Genomic DNA, 17,817 nt, shown 5'->3' on the forward strand with positions numbered 1-17,817 from the left:
CCGAACCATGAATCGCCGCCACTTTCTTTCCGCGCTGACCGGCGCCGCCGTCGCGCTGCCGTTCGCTCGCGCCCGCGCCGCCGCGACCGCCGACAGGCAGAACGCCGGCGAGCCGGAACTCGCCCGGCAACTCGCCGACTACGCAGCCGGGCTGCAGTATCGCGACCTCGACGAGGCGACCGTCGAAACGATCAAGGCGCATCTGATCGACGCGCTGGGCTGCGCGATCGCCGCGCACGATGAGGCGCCGGTACGGATCGCGCGCGACGCGGCGCTCGCGTCGCCCGGCGGCGTCTCGACCGTGATCGGCACGAACCGCCGCACGCGCGCCGATCTCGCCGCGTTCGCGACCGGCACGGCGCTACGCTACTTCGATTTCAACGATGCGTATGCCGGCAAGGAAACCGGCCATCCGAGCGACAACGTCGCCGCGTGTCTCGCGGTCGCCGAGGCGCGGCACGCGAGCGGCCGCGACCTGATCCTGTCGATCGCGATCGCGTACGAGATCGCATGCCGGCTGATGGACGCCGCCGCGGTCAGCCCGCGCGGCTGGGATCACACCTGCTACAGTCTGCCGGCCGTCGCGCTCGCGGCGGGCAAGCTGATGGGCCTGCACGCGCCGCAACTCGTGCAGGCGGTCAACCTGTCGATCAACAGCCATCTCGCGCTGAACCAGACGCGGGTGCAGCAGTTGTCCAACTGGAAGGCGCTCGCCGACGCCGACGCGGCGCGCAACGCGGTGTTTTCGACCGAACTCGCCGGCGCCGGCCTCACCGGCCCCGCGCCGATATTCGAGGGAGCGGCCGGGTTCTTCGCGCAGGTGTCCGGACCGTTCGCGCTCGACATCGCCACGTTCGGCGGGCGCGGCGGCGCGTTCCGGATCGGCCGTTGCTTCGTGAAGTTCTATCCGGCGCAAGGGCTCACGCAAACGGCGATTCCGGCCGCGCTCGCGGTCGCCGCGCAGGTCGGCGACCTGCGGCGCATTCGGCGCATCGAGGTCCGCACGACCGAAGTCGGCTACGTGACGGCCGGCCGCGATCCGGAGAAATGGGCCCCGTCGACCCACGAGACCGCCGACCACAGCCTGCCCTACATCGTCGCGCGGGCGATGCTCGACGGCGACATCACAACCCGCAGCTATACGGGCCCGGCGTTGCGCGACCCGGCCTTGCACGCGCTGATCGGCAAAATCACGGTCGACGCGGACCCGGCGCTGACGGCCCGCTATCCCGCGCATGCGCCGAATCGCGTGACGGCCGTGTGCGACGACGGCGCGACCTATACGAAGCAGGTGGACGATCTGCCGGGCTCACCGACGCAACCGATGCAGCGCGCCGACTACGAAGCGAAGTTCACGAAGAATTGCCAGCGGCACGGAAGCGCGGCGCGAATGCGGGCCGCACTCGATTATCTGTGGCGACTCGACGAGCAGCCCGACGTCGCGACGCTGCCGCCGCTGCTCGTCGTCGGCTGACCGCGAGCGGCCCGCGGCGCACGACATCGCGCTCAGCCCACGCTGCACGCGTCCACCGTGACGTCGTCCACGACGGATTCCGCGGCCGCGAGGATCGCGCGGCGCATCCAGCCGTGCGCGTTGCTGCCGTCGTACCGGCGATGCCAGTACAGCGACCACGTGACGGGTTCCATCGCGAGCGGCAGTTCGCGGATCACGAGACGCGGATCGCCGAGGCTCAGCGCGTGCCGCTCCGACATGATCACGGCGTACGGCAGCGCATCGAGCATGTTCGGCACGACGAGCCAGTGCGGCACGTTGAGCACGATGCGGCGCGTACAGCCCATGTTCGCGAGCAGGTTGTCGATCAGGCTGTGGTCGACCGGGTTGATCGACACGTTGAGGAAGTCGAGCGCGAGGAACCGTTCAAGCGTCAGCGGCTTGTCCGCATCGGGATGGTTGCGGCTCAGCACGCACACCATCCGGTCGTGAAACACGGTTTCCGACGACAGCGAGCCGGAATGCTCGAGGCCCGCGCTGATCGCCATGTCGAGCCGCCCGGCTTCGAGCGCTTCGGCCGTCTTCGCCGCGCTAGGGTGCACGACATCGAGGCTGATATTCGGCGCCGTCGTGCGCATGCGCCGCAGCAAGGCGGGCAGCAAAAGCAGTTCGGTGAGATCCGACATCCGGATCGTAAAATGACGCTCCGACGTAAAAGGGTTGAATTGATAATCCGATTCAAATAATTCTTCGATTTGTTGCATGATTTGCCGCACCGGCGCGATCAACGCCTGCGCGCGCGGCGTCAATTCCATCCCGATCGTGCTGCGCGCCAGGATCTCGTCCTTGAACAGATACCGCAGGCGCGACAGCGCATTGCTGACGGCCGGTTGGGTCAGACCGACCTTCAGCCCGGCCCGCGTCACCTGTTTCTCCGTCAGCAGCGCATCCAGTATGACCAGCAGGTTCAAGTCGATCGAACGTAGATTCATGATTGTGACCATCCACTAAACGGGTTAATCGCCATCCCCGGTTCGCGATTATCGCAATGGGGAAATCCCCTGATATTTAGTGCAATAAATGAGAATAGTCCAATCTTGACGTTTCAATATTTTTTATATACCCCGCGCCATTGATTCTATTTTTCGATCTGAACGACCCGATTTTCAGTCATTTTTTCGATAATCGGCTCAATCGACGATCCCGGATCGACGCATGGAAACGGTTCCCGCTGGCCGGGCGCGCGCCGGCGCCCGCGGCCTGCGCGTCAAACGGTCGCGACCGGGTTCACCGGCGCACCGACCAGCCCCCGGATATGCAACGGCGGCGCGGTCAGCAGGAACCGGTTTCGCCGATGCGCGCGCAGCCAGTTCGCGAGCGGCGTCAGGTGCCACAGCTCGCCGAGGTGGATGCCGAGCTTGAACAGGCACAGCTCGTGCAGCGGCATCAGCGCCCCCGGCCGCGCGAGCGGCTGCGCATGCTGCGGCCGCTCCTCGATCGCGTGGTTGTCGGCCACGAGCGCCGCGAGCCGCGACTCGTCGATCCACTGCAGCAGCCGGGCGTCGCTGCTGTCCAGCACGCACGCGCTCGCGACGGTCGCGGGCGAACCGTGCTCGTCGTTCAGCAGCAGATCGGCGAAACCGGTGTGAATGCAGACGATGTCGCCCTGCTCGACGTGCACGTCGTCCGCTTCCATCACGCGCATCAGTTGCGCGTAGCCCACTTTCGTGCGGGCGTCGCCGAAGTGATGCCGCAGGTCGATCAGCACGCCACGCCCCTGCACGCCGGTGCGCGCCATCACCTCGATGCCGAGCGCGAGCGCGCCGCCGGTGGCGTCGCCCTCCTGCGGCACCCGCAGATGCTCGCCCATCCGGAAGCCGTTGTAGAACACGATTTCGGGCACGCCGTCGTCGTCCGCGTCGAATACGCCGCCGACGTGCGCGAGACCGTCCCATTGCGTCGAGAACTGCGAATGCATGCAGAACGAATCGTCGCAGACGACGTCCGTGGCGTTCGCCACCTGTTCGTCGGCGCGATAACCGAAGTACGGCTTGCCGCCGAGCAGCGCCGGCAAGATCGCGGGCGGCCGACGGCGCGCGTTCAGCCCGCCGCCGCGCGGCACGTCGAGCGGCAGGCTCAGCGAGAACGACAGGCCTTGGCGCACCTCGGCGACGCCCTGCCGCACCTTGTCCGGCGTCAGCCAGTTCAACCGTCCCTGCTGATCGTCCGGGCCGAAATCGCCCCAGTTCGAGCCCGGCGGCCGCTTCTTCCAGCGTGGTGCGTTCAAGATGGCTCTCCTCCTTTCCGGTTCGGATGCACGTCGGACGTCAACGCCGCCAGCGCATCCAGCGGCGTGTCGTCGACGAGCGCCTGCACCGCGTCGCGCAGCTCGAGCGCACGCGGCGTGCCGATCGTCGAACTCGCGGCGAGCACGAACTTCGCGACGAGTTCCTGTTCGGTCAGCGGCCGCGAACGGGTGCCCTTGCTCGACTCGACGCGCGCCTCGCGCGTCTGCCCGTCGCGCAGCGTCACGCGCAGCACGGCAGGCAGGCTGTGCGGGAACCGCGCGTCGCACCACGGATCGGCGACGCAGCGCACCTTCGCGGCCAGCGCGCGGCGCGCGGGGTCCCGCACGAGCGCATCGTCGAAATCGTCGAACCAGACGCCGAGCCCGCCCCCGCCGAGCAGCGCGGCCGCGATCGTGTACGGCCCCGAGAACGCGGCCGCGTAACCGTTCGGCGGGCTGGCCTTCAATTCGGCAGGCTCGCCGATCGTGCGCAGCGTCGACGTCGCGACCCGCAGTTCGGCCGACACCACGTCGTCGGCCGTCACGCCCTGCGCCTTCAGTTGCAGCGCCGCGTCGATGCCCGGATGCGTGAAGTGGTTGCACGGATACGGCTTGAAGATGATCCGGCTCGCCTCCCAGTCGTCACCGAGGCCGCGCAGCACCGCGTCGACGTCGGCCAGCTCGCCGCACCATGCGTGAAAGAAGCCGAAGCGGCCTTCGAGCGCGGTCGGCGGCGCGGTCACGCCCGCATCCGCCAGTTCCGCCGCGCTCACGCCCGCATGCGCGGCCCAGCCGCAGTGAATCCGCTTCACGGAGCCGCCGGTGCGGTTCGCCTCGAGCAGGCCCGCGCCCATGCTCGCGGCAATCCCGAGCGCCGCGGCGATCCGCGCGGCGTCGAGCCCGAGCAGCATCGCCGCGGCCGCGGCCGCGCCCACTGTCCCGCAGATCGACGTCGCGTGCTGGCCGCGCTCGAAGAACACCGAATTGCCGAGCCGCTCGTTGTAGGCCGCCACGCCGAGCCGGATGCAGATCTCGGTGCCGACCGTGATCGCATCGAGCAGCGCTGCGCCCGATGCACCGCTCGCCTGCGCGGCGGCGAGCGCGGCCGGAATCACCGACGCGCTCGGATGCAGCACCGACAGCATGTGCGAGTCGTCGAAATCCATCGCATGCGCGAGCGTGCCGTTGACGAGCGCGGCGCTCGCGGCCGGCAGCCGGTCGGCCGCGCCGATCACGCTCGCGCGGCCGTGCCCGCCCCAGCGCCGCGCGACCTGCAGCACGGACTGCGCGACGGGTTCGTCGTGCGCGATCAGGCTGTTGCCGACGAGGTCGAGCACGCGGGCGGCGGCCTCCACGCGCAGCGTGCGATCGAGCCCGTCGACGCGCACCGCCGACGCGAAGCGGCCGAGCACGCCGACGATGCCGTCCGGATTCGTGGGCCTGGCGGCGACGGCCGGTGCGGAAAGCGTATCGGGCGCGCTCATGCCGCGACTCCATCGCGCCGCAGGTGGGTCGCCAGCGCCAGCGTCACGCGCGCGTTCGCGATCAGCGGCGGCGCCACCACGCGGCCATCGGGCAGCACGAACACCGACGATTGATCGTCCGCCGCATCGACCGCCTCCAGCACGCGCTCGGCCGCGCGGATTTCCTCGTCCGACGGCGTGAACACCGCGTTGATGACCGGCAGTTGCGACGGATGAATCGCGAAACGGCCGACGAATCCCATCGATTTCGCGCGCAACGTCGATTCCTTCAGGCCGTCGAGATCGCCGAGCGTGTGATAGACCGTCTGGATCGGCCCGTTCAGCCCCGCCGCGCGCGACGCCACCACGCAGCGCGCGCGGCACACTTCGAGCGTGAAGTTGTCGACGCCGATCCGCAGGTCGGCGCGCAGGTCGCTTTCGCCGAGCCCGATCCGTTCGAGCCGCGGCGACGCGGTCGCAAGCTGATAAGCGGTTTCCACCCCATAGGCGGATTCGATCAGGATCTGGATCCCGGCGTCGCTGCCGAGCGCGTCGAGCCAGCCCGCGACTTCCTGGATATGCGCGGGGAAATCGCATTTCGGCAAACGCAGCGCCTGCAATGCGGGCAACGCGATCGCCTCGACGTCGTCGCGGCACCACGGCGTCCCGATCGGGTTCACGCGTACGTAGGTCGGCTTCGGCGGGCCGCCCGCCAGGATGTCGGCGGCGGCCTTGCGGGCGTCGACCTTGTGGCTCGCCGGCACGGCGTCCTCGAGATCCAGCACGATCGCGTCGGCCTCGCTCGCGTAGGCCTTCTCGACCACCTGCGTCTTGTGCGCGGGCACGTACAGGTAACTGCGGCAGGTTGCACTCGGTTTCAAATCACACCTCGTTCGGTCAGGTCGGCGAGGTCCCGCGATTCCAGGCCCAATGCGCCGAATACTTCATCGTTGTGCGCGCCGCGCGACGGCCCGCCCCAGCGGATCGCGCCGGGGGTGTCGGACAGCCGGAACGGCACGTTGTGCGTGCGGAATGCGCCCAGTTCGGCGTCGGGCACCGATACGATCGAGCCGAGCGCCGCGTACTGCGGATCGCGCAGCACGTCGGCGACGTCGTAGATCGGCGCGACGGCCGCCTCCGCGCGCTCGAACGCGTCGATCACCTCGTCGCGCGTGCGCTGCCCGATCCAGCCGCCGACCGCCGCGTCGAGCTCGTCCGCATGCTTCGCGCGCTCGACGCCGCTCGCGAACCACGGCTGGTCGATCAGGTCCGCGCGGCCGACGAGCCGCATCACGCGCTCCGCGATGCTGTGCGCCGACGTCGACAGCGCGACCCACTTGCCGTCCGCCGTGCGATACACGCCGCGCGGCGCATTGTTCGGCGAGCGGTTGCCGGCGCGCGCCGGCACGCGCCCCGTCTGGTCGTAGCTCGCGACCTGCGCACCCATCGCCGCGAGCATCGTCTCGATGATCGCGAGATCGACCACTTGCCCGCGTCCGGTGCGATCGCGCGCCTTCAGCGCCGTCATGATCGCGAACGCGGCGGTGAGCCCCGCCACCGTGTCCGCCAGCGGAAACGACGGCAGCAGCGGCGGCCCGTCCGCCTCGCCGGTGGCGGCCGCCAGCCCGCTCATCGCCTCCGCGAGCGTGCCGAAACCGGGGCGGCGCGCATACGGGCCGAACTGGCCGAACCCCGTCACCCGCACCAGCACGAGCCGCGGATTGATCGCGGACAACACGTCGTAGCCGAGCCCCCCCCAGCGCTCCAGCGTGCCGGGCCGGAAATTCTCGACCACCACGTCGGCCTGCGCGGCCAGCTCGCGAAAGATCCGCTGGCCGTCGGCCGTGCCGAGATTCAGCGTGACCGCCCGCTTGTTGCGCGCGACCACCTTCCACCACAACGGCACGTCGTCGCGACGCGCGCCGTACTTGCGCGCCGGATCGCCCGTCGGGTGTTCCACCTTGATCACGTCGGCGCCGTAGTCGGCGAGCATCGTCGCCGCGAGCGGGCCGGCAAACAGCGTCGCGGCGTCGATCACGCGAATGCCGCCGAGCGGCGCGCGGCTGGAGGTGTCCGACGCCGTGCCGGCGTCGACCTCCCCGGTTTCCACAGAGGCCATGGCGTTCTCCTGCCAGATAGGTTGCACGGCGCGCCATGCACCGCCATCGTTTGCATGACTAATCATCATGCAACGATGCAGGCATGGCGCGCGGCCGGCGGCTCAGACCGCGTTGATCCGATAGATCGGGAAATACGTCTCGATCTTTCCGTTCAGGTAATCGGACGCAAGCTTCGGCACGTCGTCGAAATCGAATATTTCGGTCGGTTCCTGGCCGATCCAGCCGGTCGACTCCTGGAAGTCGCGGATCGTGATGCTGTCGTCGTAGCGCCACGCGTGCGTGTGGATGTGCAGGCGGCGGTTGATGCATTCCGTCGCGCGCAGGTTCCACAGGCGCATCCCGGTTTTCCAGCCGACCGTCGCGACGATGCCGGTGCGGCCCGTCACGCGCATCGTCGCGCGATACAGCGCGCCGCCGAGATTGTCGAGGAAGATCGCGACGCCGCGGCCGCCGCTCAGCTCGGCGATCGTCTCGGCGAAGACGCGCTCCGACTCGCGGTAGCGTGCCTGGTAGTCCGGATCGGCCCGGTAGCGCGCCTCGTCGTACGCGAGATCCGGAAACTTGCGCCGGTCGACCGGCGTGATGCCGAGCTTCGCGAGATCCTCGAGGCGACGGTCGTTGCTCGCGGTCATCGCGACGCGAAAGCCTTCGCGCTTCGCGAGCTGCAGCTCGGCCAGCGTCGTGCCGCCGCCCCAGCCGAACACCAGATAGTCGGCCGGATCGACGTCCGGCAGTTGCGAGCGCCAGCACGTCGACGCGACCTTCCAGTTGTCCCACGCGGTGAAGTAGCGGCCGTAGGTCGCCCATTGCAGCAGCGAGTGGCGGCTGTCGGTCGGCACCGGCACCAGGTTGTCGGCGCGCATCTTGGTGCGTTGCGCCATCACGCCGATCGTGCCGGGCGCGTCGTACGCGTAGACGAGCTCGGCGAATCCGTATTCGTCGCGCTTGCCGAACGGCATCACCATGCAGATCTCGCCGTCCTTCAGCGCGTGGACCGCGCGACCGCGCTCCACGACGCGCACCAGCGCGCCGTTGCCCAGCACGATCTTGTCCTCGCGGCGCTGGCGGCAGATGTCGACCGGGTTGCGCGACAGCGCGTGGTCGAGGTTCGCTTCCCACGATCCGTACAGCGGCTCGACGAGCACCTCGTCGGCTTCGAGCGGGGAAAATTCGAAGGTTTCGCGGCGCAGCTCGCCCGCGACGGGCGGCTGCTGGCGGGTCGGTTCCGGGCCCGCGTAGAGAACCCATGCATCGGTCTTGATCATCATCATTCCTCGGTAAACGACTGGTATGTGAAAAAGCGCGCCGAACGAATCGCCGGCTTCAGCGCGACTGCGCCTGCTCGAGTGCCGCCTCCACGTCCGCCGCCGCGGCGACCTGCCCGAGCTTCGGGAAGATCTGGGTCAGCGCGAACGTCTGCGCATCGGCCGACGACGTGCTGACCGCATCGCTCACGATCACGACGTTGTAGTTGTTTTCGTATGCCTGGCGCGCGGTCGATTCCACGCCGATGTTGGTCGCGATGCCGGTCAGCACGACGTCGGTGATGCCGCGGCGACGCAGCTGCACGTCCAGGTCGGTGCCGGTGAACGCGCCCCACTGATGCTTCGTCACGACGATGTCGGACGGCGACACGCCGAGCGCCGGCGCGAACGCGCTCCATTCGGGATCGAGATTCGGCGGCTGCGACGGCGCATCCGTCTTCACCTTCAGCGCCACGCCGCCGTCCGGCAGGTAGCTCGTGTGCACGTAGATGACGGGCAGCCCCCGCGCGCGGAAAGCCGCCGCCAGCCCGACCGTCTTCGCGACGACCTGCGCGCCGGTATAAGGCGTGACCGGCAGCGCGACGATGCCGTTCTGCAGATCGATGGCGACGAGCGCGGCGGTGCGATTGAGCGTCGGAATGGACATGTATCACCCTCACTTTTGTTGTGGAACGGAAGAAACGGCGGCGTCGAGGTGCCGGCTCGATACGGCATTGAGCAACAGCAGCACGCTGATCACCGCCAGGACGACGGCAAGCGCGCGCAGGCCGCGGTCGCTCGCCGGATGGCCGAGCGCGAGACCGACGAGCGCGAACGACAGGCTGCCGCCGACGTACTGCGCGGTGCGGTACAGGCCGGACGCCGTACCGATCCGGCCGTGCGGCGTGCTCTGGTAGAGCGTGGCCTGATTGCCGAGATTGTTGAAACCATTAGGAATACCGAACACGACCGACAGCACAACGATCGCCGCGATCGGCAGGCTGCTCGTCAGCTGGCTCATCACGACGCTGCCGATGCAGAGCAGCGCGGAACCGATGACGAGCACGGGGCGCGCGCCGTGGCGGTGCACGATGCGGGTGGCGAGCATCGTCGTGACCGTGCCGATGCCGGCGACCGGCAGCATCACGAGGCCGGCGTCGGCGGCCGACAGTCCCCTCGCCTCCTGCAGCCACATCGGCAGCGCATAGAAGATCGCGTAGAACACCGCATAGGTGCCGACGCAGCGCAGATACGTGCCGAGCAGCGGACGGTTGTCGGCCAGCATCCGGATGTCGATCAGCGGCGCCGCGGCCCGGCGTTCGCGGCCGATCAACAGCGGCGCCAGCACGAGCGTCGCGGCCAGCAGCAGCCAATCGGGTTCGCGCGACACCGATTGCAGGAACAGCAGCAGGCTCGCGAGCGTCAGCACGAACAACGCCACGCCCGGCAGATCCAGTTCCGTCAGCGTGGCGCGCAGCGTGGTGCGCGCCTGTGCGTCGCGATAGGCCGGGTCGGCCGGGATCCACAGCCAGGCGAACACGAAGGCGGCCAGCACGATCGGCACGTTGATCCAGAAGATCGCGCGCCAGCCGGCGAACTGCACCAGCGCACCGCCGAGCGGCGGGCCGAACGCGACGGCCACCTGCGCCGCGATCGAGATCGCGCCGAGCCCGCCCGTCGGCGTCGCGCCGTTCGCATGCCGCTGCGACCACGCGCGGATCATCGCCATGCCGGCCGGATACGCGGCCGACGTGCCGATGCCGAGCGCGACGCGCGAGGCGACCAGCCAGCCGAGCGTCGGCGCGAACGGCGCGAGCGACGACGCGAACAGCACGATCGCAAGGCCGATGCAGAAGATCCGCTTCGCGCCGAAGCGATCGGCGAGGCGCCCCATCGTCGGCTGGCCGGCGGCCGTCGCCAGATACAGCCCCGACACGAGCCACAGCGTATCGATGCGCGCGTGCGCGGCGTCGGCCGGCGCGAACGCCTGCTGGATGCTCACGAGCGCGACCGCGATCATCGACGAATTCAGCGCGTTGAGCAGCGTGCCGAGCACGATCGGGCCCACCAGCTTCGCCGGCAGGCGCAGGCCTGCGTCGCGTCGGTCGCCGCCGCCTTCGGGCGCGCGGCCGGCGGTCGCACGTGGCGCGCGGCCGGATCGATCGTGAGTCGTTTTCATGGCGTCTTCGCGTGATGAATGGGCATCGGTCGGTGAATATCGAACGTGCGTTCACCATACCGCTCCAATCGCCGCGAATGAAATGGATTGTTGCGATGCAAACATTCGCAACTTGAATGGGGAATGTGCGCGGCACGCATGCGAACGGCATACGACGAGCCGACCGCGCACGGCGGGATGCGCCCGTCAGCCTTGCGTGACAGGCGTATGCGCAGCATTCGGGAGGATGGTTTCGGTCGGCGCGGCGCGCGGCGCGCAGCGTCACCGCGCGCGCGGCATGACGGTTTTATGCCGCGCCGCGACACGGGATCAGAGGGGGGGGCTCTACCGGGATCGCAGACGTGCCGTTCGTGCAGCGAATGCGAAGGCTGCGTGGCAATGGACGACACGCCGCGCGATCTGCCGAAGCAGATTCGACGCAGCGTGCGGGGATTTCGCTACCGCCGCGGTCCGGGCGGCGGCACGGTCCGGTCAGCGCAGCCCGCCGCTCGCGACGAGGCGCTCGCCGGTCAGCCAGCGTGCATCGTCCGACGCGAGGAACACGGCGACCGACGCGATGTCGTTCGGCTCGCCGAGGCGGCCGAGCGGCGTCTGGCCGAGCACTTGCGTTTCAAGCTCGGAGCCGATGATGCCCGCGCTGTGCGTGCCCTCGGTCACGACCATCCCCGGGTTGATCGCGTTCACGCGGATCTTGCGCGGCGCGAGCTCGAGCGCGAGCACGCCGGTGATCGCGTCGACCGCGCCCTTCGTGCCGCTGTATACGGCGCTGGCCGGCGGCGTGATGCTGGTCACGACCGAGCTGATGTTGATGATGCTCGCGCCTTCGCCGAGATGCTTGGCGGCCGCCTGCGTCGTCAGCAGTACGCCGAACACGTTCGTGTCGAACTGCCGGCGATAGTGTTCTTCGGTGATCGCTTCGATCGGCGCGAATTCGTACACGCCGGAATTGTTGACGACCACGTCGAGACGGCCATACGTGTCGATCGCGGTATCGACGATGCGTTGCACGTCGGCCGCCTTCGACACGTCGCCGCCGACCGCGACCGCGCGGCCGCCCGCTTCGGTGATCGCGCTCACGACCGCATCCGCGCCCGCCTTGCTGCTCGCGTAGTTGACGACGACCGCCGCGCCTGCGTCGGCCAGTGCCTTCGCGATGGCCGCGCCGATGCCCTTCGATGCGCCCGTGACGATCGCGACCTTGCCTGCCAGCTTGCTCATGATTTCATTCCTCAGTCAGAAGACCTTCGATGGATGGCGCCGGTCGCCGCGACGATGCGTCGATGCATCGATGCATCGATGCGTTGCGATGGCGACCGGCCTGACTGGCAATTTACGTTGCCGCACCGCAGCGATAAAGCGGCTCGACGCGAATTGACTGGCGGAGTTTGCCGAACAATCGACCGGGCGCCGTCAGCCCGCGCTCAGCCATGCGTGGACGACCTCGCCGTCCAGCCCGTCGAGCGCGCCGTCGTAGACGATCCGTCCCCGCCCCATCACCGCGACGCGCCGCGCGAGCCGCGGTGCGAGCTGCAGCCGCTGCTCGATCAGCACGATCGCGGCGCCGTCGGCCTGCAGCGCGGCGAGGCACGCGCCGACCTCGTCGACCGCGAGCGGCGCGAGCCCTTCGGCCGGTTCGTCGACGATCAGCACGCGCGGGCGGCCGGCAAGCGCGCGCACCAGCGCGAGCACCTGCTGCTCGCCGCCCGACAGCCACCCGGCTTTCACGTCCGCGCGCGCGGCCAGCAGCGGAAAACGCTCGAACAGGCGGTCGAGCGCCGTGCGTTCGGCCGCGCCGCTCGCGCCGCGCAAACCGAGCCGCAGGTTGTCGCGCACGCTCAGCAATGGAAACACGTCGCGGCTTTCGGCAACGTAAGCCACGCCGCGCCGCGCGATCTCGAAGGTGCGCGCCCCCACACATTCGGCACCGGCGACGCGCACCGAGCCGGCCGTGCGCACGAGCCCCATCACGGCCTTCGCGAGCGTCGAGCGACCCGAGCCGTTGCGGCCGAGCAGCGCGAGCGTCTCGCCCGGCGCCAGCGCGAGATCGACGCCGTCGAGCACGGGCTGCATCCCGTACCACGCGCGCAGCCCGCGAATGTCGAGCACGGCGCTCATGTCGCGCCCTCGCCCAGGTACGCGGCACGCACGCGCGCATCGGCGCGGATCGCATCGGGCGCGCTGGTCGCGACCACCGCGCCGCGCACGAGCACCGTGATGCGCTCGGCGAAACCGAACACCGCGTCCATGTCGTGTTCGATCATCAGCACCGTGCGGCCCTGCGTCGTCGCACGGATCAACGCGATCATCCGCGCCGCCTGCGCGCGGCTCATGCCGGCCGTCGGCTCGTCGAGCAGCAGCGTACGCGCGCCGCTCGCGAGCGCGATTCCGAGATCGAGCGCGCGCTGCTCCGCATAGCTCAGTTCGCCGGCCGGCGTGTCGCGCCGCGCGTCGAGGCCGATGTCGTGCAGCACGCGCGCGGCCGCGAGATCGACCGACGCCGATTCGCGCAGCCGGTTCCACCAGCGCCGCCGCTCGGCCGGCGCATGCAGCGCCGCGCAGCGCAGGTTGTCGAATACGCTCAGGCGCGCGAATACGCTCGTCTGCTGGAAACTGCGGCCGATGCCGAGGCGGCTCGCGACGACCGGTCCGCGCCCGCGCAGCTCGACACCGTGCAGCACGACGCGCCCGCGCGTCGGCCGCGTCGCGCCAGCGATCACGCCGAACAGCGTCGACTTGCCCGCGCCGTTCGGCCCGATCAGCGCGTGGCGCTCGCCGGCCGCGATGCTCAGATCGACACCGTCGAGCACGGTCTGCGCGCCGAAGCGCTGCACGACGCCGTGAAGCGTGATCGCGTTGCCGTTCATCGCGCGTCCTCCCGCGCGGCGACCGCCGCGCCGTGCACGAGCCGCGCGCGCCAGCTCCACAGCAGCGTGCCGATGCCGGCAGCCGAAACCACGACGGCCCAGCCGATCGGCGTATCGGCGTCGATGCCCCATGCGCCGAACGCGAGGCGCGCGCCGTCGTCCTGCGCGAAGCGCCATGCATAACCGAGCTCGGCCGCGCAGACGATCGCAACGCCCCAGAACGCGCACGCGGCGACGCCGCACAGCGCACGCCACCGCTCGACCGCCGGCGCGCCGCGCCGCAGCGCCCGCGCGAGCGCCTGTGCCATACCCGCGATCCCGCCCGGCGCGGCCACGACGATCGCGACGAACAGCACGCCGAGATACAGCGCCCACGCGCGCGACACGCCCGCGACGCCGATACTCAGCGCGGTCAGCACGGCCGCGCCGGCCGCCGGCCCGAAGAATGCGCCGGTGCCGCCGATCACCGCGGCGATCAGCACGGTCGCCGAGCGCGCCATCGACACGCTGTCGGGCGTCGCGATCTCGACGTCGATCAGCGTCAGCGTGCCGGCGATACCCGCAAAGAACGATGCGCAGACAACCATCGCGAGCCGCACGCGACGCGGGTCGGTGCCGAGCGCCGCGACGCGCGCCGGGTTGTCGCGCACCGCGTTCGCGAGCCGTGCGAGCGGCGTGCGCGTGAGCGCATGCATCGCCCACGCCGACACGACGCACCACGCGGCGATCACCGCATACGCGTGCGCCGGCGCGCCGAAATACCCGTTGCCCCACGGCGCGCCGCCCGCACGGTCGATCGGCACGCCGCCGATCCCGCCGAACCACGCGGGCACGCTCCATGCAGCCGCCGCGACGCATTCGCCGAGCCCGAGCGTGATCATCGCGAACGCGGTGCCGGAACGGCGCGTCGCCAGCAGCCCGGCGACGCACCCGAAGCCCGCGCCGGCCACGCCGCCGACGAGCGGCAACAGCGGCAGCGGGCCGCCGACGCGATTGAACCAGTGCGCGGCCGCGAACGCGCCGAGGCCCGCGAACGCCGCATGCCCGAACGACAGCAGCCCGGTCGTGCCGAGCTGCAGGTTGTACGACAGCGCGAGCACGACGAGCGCGGCCGTCTGCGCGAGATAGCCGAGCACCGCGCCGTGCGGCCACAGCCACGCGGGCAGCGCGAAGCAGGCGGCGAACAGCGCCCAGCGCGCGCATCCGGCCACTGCGCGGCTACGCATCGGCACGCTCGCCGAACAACCCGCGCGGCCGCGCGACCAGTACCGCGACGAGCAGCAGGTACGGCACGAGCGGCGCCAGTTGCGCGATCGACACGGCGGCCACGCTGTCGGGCAACGCGAGGCCCGTCCATTGCGCGAGGTCGCGCAGCGACGTGTCGCTCGCGGCCGCGAAGGTCTGCGCGAAGCCGACCGCGAGCGACGCGACGAACGCGCCGCCGAGCGAGCCGAGCCCGCCGATCACGACGATCGCGAACACGACCGACCCGACGGTCTCGGCCAGCGCCGGTTCGATCACCGCGAGCGGCGCGCCGATCACGCCGGCCAGCGCCGCGAGCGCTGTGCCCGCGCCGAACAGCGCCGTCATCACGCGCGGCACGTCGTAGCCGAGCGCCTCGACCGCGGCGCGATGCGTGAGCGCCGCGCGCACGACGAGCCCGAGGCGCGACGCGCGCAGCAACACGCCGAGCGCGATCAGCATCGTCGCGGACATCGCCATCATGAACAGCCGGTAACGCGGCAGCGCGAGGCCGAACACGTTCGCCGGCGCGCCGTCGAACAGCGGCGGCACGGGCGCCGGCAGCGGCGCGAGGCCCCACGCGAGTTTCGCGCCCTCGCCGATCAGGTACGCGAGCCCGAAGGTCAGCAGCAGTTCGCTCGTATGGCCGCGCGCCTGCACGCGGCGCAGCAGCACGCGCTCGCAGCCGGCGCCGAGCAGCCCGACCGCCAGCGGCGCGAGCACGAGCGCGGGCCAGAAGCCCGCATGGGCCGCGATGCCGTAGCCGACGTACGCACCGAGCATGTAGAAGCTCGCATGCGCGAAGTTGAGTACGCCCTGCACGCTGAAGATCAACGTGAGGCCGGCCGACAGCATGAACAGCAGCAAGCCGTAGCTGAGGCCGTTGAAGGCCTGGAGCGCGAACGCGTGCACCGCGCGTCGTCAGGCGGCGAGCGGTTCGAGCGCGGCGCGCAGCGCGTCGGGCAGCGGCACCGGGCGGCGCGTGCCGCGATCGACGTACACGTGCACGAAATGCCCCTGCGCGGCGGGCGACGCATCGCCTTGCGCGAACAGCCCGACTTCGTAGCGCACGCTCGACGTGCCGAGCTTCACGACGCGCAGGCCCGCATCGACCGATTGCGGGAACACGAGCGGCGCGAAATAGTTGCACTGCGTCTCGACGACCAGCCCGATCGTCTGCCCGTGCTCGACGTCGAGTACGCCCGCGCGGATCAGGTACTCGTTCACGACGGTGTCGAAGTAGCTGTAATAGACGACGTTGTTCACGTGCCCGTAGACGTCGTTGTCCATCCAGCGGGTCGTGATCGGCAGGAAGTGGCGATAGGCGTCGCGCGGACGGGGCTGCGGCTTGTCGGACATGGCGATGGCGCTCAGGACGATGGAAGCGAAGGGAACGATGCGGACGATGGGGACGACTGGAACGACACGCGGCGGCCGAAGCACGCGGCGCGCCGGCCAGCAACGCAGCGCAGCGTCGCGATCGCACGCGGCACGGCGAACGGCGCGCTGCGGGCTGGCCGGCCCGTCACTGCCCCGGCCGGTCGACGAACTCGAAATCGAGGCCGCGCGCGCGCATCCAGTCGGCGAGCGCGACGCCCGTGCCGGCGCGCCACGGGCGCAGCAGCGGCGGATCGACGAGCTTGTATTCGAGCAGTTCAGGCGACAGCGATACCGTGCCCGACGCCCGCACGTGGTACGCGATGATCAGCTCGTTCTTGCGGATGAATTCGTACACGCCGACGAGCGATACCTGCTCGGCCTTCAGCGCGGTTTCCTCGAACACCTCGCGCGCGATGCCGTCCTCGGGCGTCTCGCCGTTTTCGAGGAAGCCGGTGATCAGCGCGAACATCCCCTCGGGCCACGCCGCGTTGCGCGCGAGCAGGATCTTGCCGTCGAGTTCGACGATCGCGGCGACGACCGGCAGCGGGTTGTTCCAGTGCACGTAGCCGCAGGTATCGTCGGGGCAGGCTTGGCGAATGCGGCCGCCTTCGTGGTCGGGATCGGCCCGCTCGGTCAGCGGGCTCGCGCAGCGCGGGCAAAAACGGTAGTCGGCGGTGGTCATCGATGGGGCATGGCGAGCGCCGGACGGTAGCCTGCAGGCCGCGTCGGGCACCCGCTCGGCGCGGGAAAGGCTTCATTCTAGCGAGTTTGCCCGCGCCGGATACGATCCGGCCCCGCTGGCGTCAGGATGACCGGCGCCCACGTGCGGCGGTCGCCGCGAAACCGGCCGCACCCGCCAGCAGCGCGGCCGCCGCGACCCACAGCGCGGGCGTAAACGACCCGAAGCGCGCGGCCAGCGGCGCCGCGACGAGCGGCCCGAGGATCTGCCCGACGCCATACGACGCGGTCGCGTAGCCCATCAGCCCGGCCGCGCGCTCGCCGTGCAGGCGCCGCGCCTCGCGCATCGCGAACAGCGTGATCGCGGTGAACGGCAGGCCGAGCAGCGCGCTGCCGATCGAGAAACCGGCCGCGTTCGGCCACACGATCCCGGCCGCGATGCCGAGCGCCTGCGTCGCGCAGCCGGCCGCCAGCAGCAGCCGGTTGTCCCAGTGCCCGGGCAGCCGCGCGGCGGTGATCGCGCCGACGATCAGCGCCGCGCCGAACATCGGCCAGAACAGGTCGGGCCACGGCGAGCCGGCCGGCAGCGCGGCGCGCGCGATCACCGGCAGGAACGTCGCGGTGATGATGTAGCCGAAGCCCGGCGCGCCGTACAGCACGACGAGCCACGCGGCGTCCGCGCGACCGCTTCGCGTGCCGGCCGGCGCCGCCGGGGCGCCGGGTGCGCCAGGCGCCGCATGTGGCGCGGCGGCCGGCGGCGTGGCCTGCGCGCGCGGGGCCGCGGTCGAAGCCGGCGCCGCACCGAACGTGCGCCAGATCGCGACCGACAGCACGGCCGACAACGCCGCGAAGCCCAACCAGCCCACCGCCGCGCGCGGGCCGGCCCGCGCGCGGCCGCGCCGCCCGG

17 protein-coding genes are annotated in these 17,817 nt (G+C 70.4%); 1 reads left to right on the forward strand and 16 read right to left on the reverse strand.

Annotated elements, in window-relative coordinates; translation table 11 throughout:
* Positions 1 to 7: 7 nt before the first annotated feature.
* Positions 8 to 1,474, forward strand: a complete 1,467-nt coding sequence (locus LGN10_RS28545; RefSeq protein WP_226225784.1) for an MmgE/PrpD family protein — start codon at positions 8 to 10, stop codon at positions 1,472 to 1,474.
* Between the two features lie 32 nt (positions 1,475 to 1,506).
* Here LGN10_RS28545 and LGN10_RS28550 read toward each other — a convergent pair whose 3' ends face one another.
* The 16 genes from LGN10_RS28550 to LGN10_RS28625 all read right to left on the reverse strand — a co-directional run.
* Positions 1,507 to 2,445, reverse strand: coding sequence for a LysR family transcriptional regulator (locus LGN10_RS28550; RefSeq protein ID WP_059575972.1), 939 nt, complete (start codon positions 2,443 to 2,445; stop codon positions 1,507 to 1,509).
* A gap of 275 nt (positions 2,446 to 2,720) precedes the next feature.
* On the reverse strand, positions 2,721 to 3,740 hold the full coding sequence (locus LGN10_RS28555; protein ID WP_124658942.1) for a cyclase family protein: 1,020 nt from the start codon (positions 3,738 to 3,740) through the stop codon (positions 2,721 to 2,723).
* Positions 3,737 to 5,224 carry an MmgE/PrpD family protein gene (locus LGN10_RS28560; protein WP_226225786.1) on the reverse strand — a complete coding sequence of 496 codons (1,488 nt, stop codon included), beginning with the start codon at positions 5,222 to 5,224 and terminating at the stop codon, positions 3,737 to 3,739. The genes LGN10_RS28555 and LGN10_RS28560 overlap by 4 nt, the downstream gene beginning before the upstream one ends.
* Positions 5,221 to 6,084, reverse strand: coding sequence for an HpcH/HpaI aldolase/citrate lyase family protein (locus LGN10_RS28565; RefSeq protein ID WP_059575917.1), 864 nt, complete (start codon positions 6,082 to 6,084; stop codon positions 5,221 to 5,223). The genes LGN10_RS28560 and LGN10_RS28565 overlap by 4 nt, the downstream gene beginning before the upstream one ends.
* Positions 6,081 to 7,322, reverse strand: a complete 1,242-nt coding sequence (locus LGN10_RS28570) for a CaiB/BaiF CoA transferase family protein (protein WP_226225788.1) — start codon at positions 7,320 to 7,322, stop codon at positions 6,081 to 6,083. Before LGN10_RS28570 ends, LGN10_RS28565 begins: the two co-directional genes overlap by 4 nt.
* Positions 7,323 to 7,424: 102 nt before the next feature.
* Positions 7,425 to 8,588, reverse strand: a complete 1,164-nt coding sequence (locus LGN10_RS28575; protein ID WP_059575974.1) for a zinc-binding dehydrogenase — start codon at positions 8,586 to 8,588, stop codon at positions 7,425 to 7,427.
* Between the two features lie 58 nt (positions 8,589 to 8,646).
* Positions 8,647 to 9,234, reverse strand: a complete 588-nt coding sequence (locus LGN10_RS28580) for a hydrolase (RefSeq protein WP_059575920.1) — start codon at positions 9,232 to 9,234, stop codon at positions 8,647 to 8,649.
* Positions 9,235 to 9,243: 9 nt separating this feature from the next.
* Positions 9,244 to 10,746, reverse strand: coding sequence for an MFS transporter (locus LGN10_RS28585; protein WP_059575922.1), 1,503 nt, complete (start codon positions 10,744 to 10,746; stop codon positions 9,244 to 9,246).
* Positions 10,747 to 11,217: 471 nt separating this feature from the next.
* Positions 11,218 to 11,964, reverse strand: a complete 747-nt coding sequence (locus tag LGN10_RS28590; RefSeq protein ID WP_059575924.1) for a glucose 1-dehydrogenase — start codon at positions 11,962 to 11,964, stop codon at positions 11,218 to 11,220.
* Positions 11,965 to 12,156: 192 nt separating this feature from the next.
* Positions 12,157 to 12,861 (reverse strand): ABC transporter ATP-binding protein, encoded by a 705-nt coding sequence (locus LGN10_RS28595; protein WP_226225790.1) that lies wholly within the window; start codon positions 12,859 to 12,861, stop codon positions 12,157 to 12,159.
* Entirely contained in the window at positions 12,858 to 13,610 is a 753-nt protein-coding gene (locus tag LGN10_RS28600) for an ABC transporter ATP-binding protein (RefSeq protein WP_226225792.1), read from the reverse strand. Before LGN10_RS28600 ends, LGN10_RS28595 begins: the two co-directional genes overlap by 4 nt.
* A complete protein-coding gene (locus tag LGN10_RS28605) occupies positions 13,607 to 14,836 on the reverse strand; it encodes a branched-chain amino acid ABC transporter permease (protein ID WP_226225794.1) in 1,230 nt (409 codons plus the stop codon). The genes LGN10_RS28600 and LGN10_RS28605 overlap by 4 nt, the downstream gene beginning before the upstream one ends.
* Positions 14,829 to 15,764, reverse strand: coding sequence for a branched-chain amino acid ABC transporter permease (locus tag LGN10_RS28610; RefSeq protein ID WP_059575930.1), 936 nt, complete (start codon positions 15,762 to 15,764; stop codon positions 14,829 to 14,831). The genes LGN10_RS28605 and LGN10_RS28610 overlap by 8 nt, the downstream gene beginning before the upstream one ends.
* Positions 15,765 to 15,773: 9 nt before the next feature.
* Entirely contained in the window at positions 15,774 to 16,211 is a 438-nt protein-coding gene (locus tag LGN10_RS28615; protein ID WP_027787751.1) for an acyl-CoA thioesterase, read from the reverse strand.
* A gap of 166 nt (positions 16,212 to 16,377) precedes the next feature.
* A complete protein-coding gene (locus LGN10_RS28620; protein WP_059575932.1) occupies positions 16,378 to 16,914 on the reverse strand; it encodes an NUDIX domain-containing protein in 537 nt (178 codons plus the stop codon).
* Between the two features lie 121 nt (positions 16,915 to 17,035).
* Positions 17,036 to 17,817: YbfB/YjiJ family MFS transporter (locus LGN10_RS28625; RefSeq protein WP_226225796.1), on the reverse strand; the 782-nt coding region annotated here is incomplete at its 5' end.

The sequence above is a fragment of the Burkholderia sp. AU32262 genome (assembly GCF_020419985.1).
Taxonomy (GTDB): Bacteria; Pseudomonadota; Gammaproteobacteria; order Burkholderiales; family Burkholderiaceae; genus Burkholderia; species Burkholderia semiarida.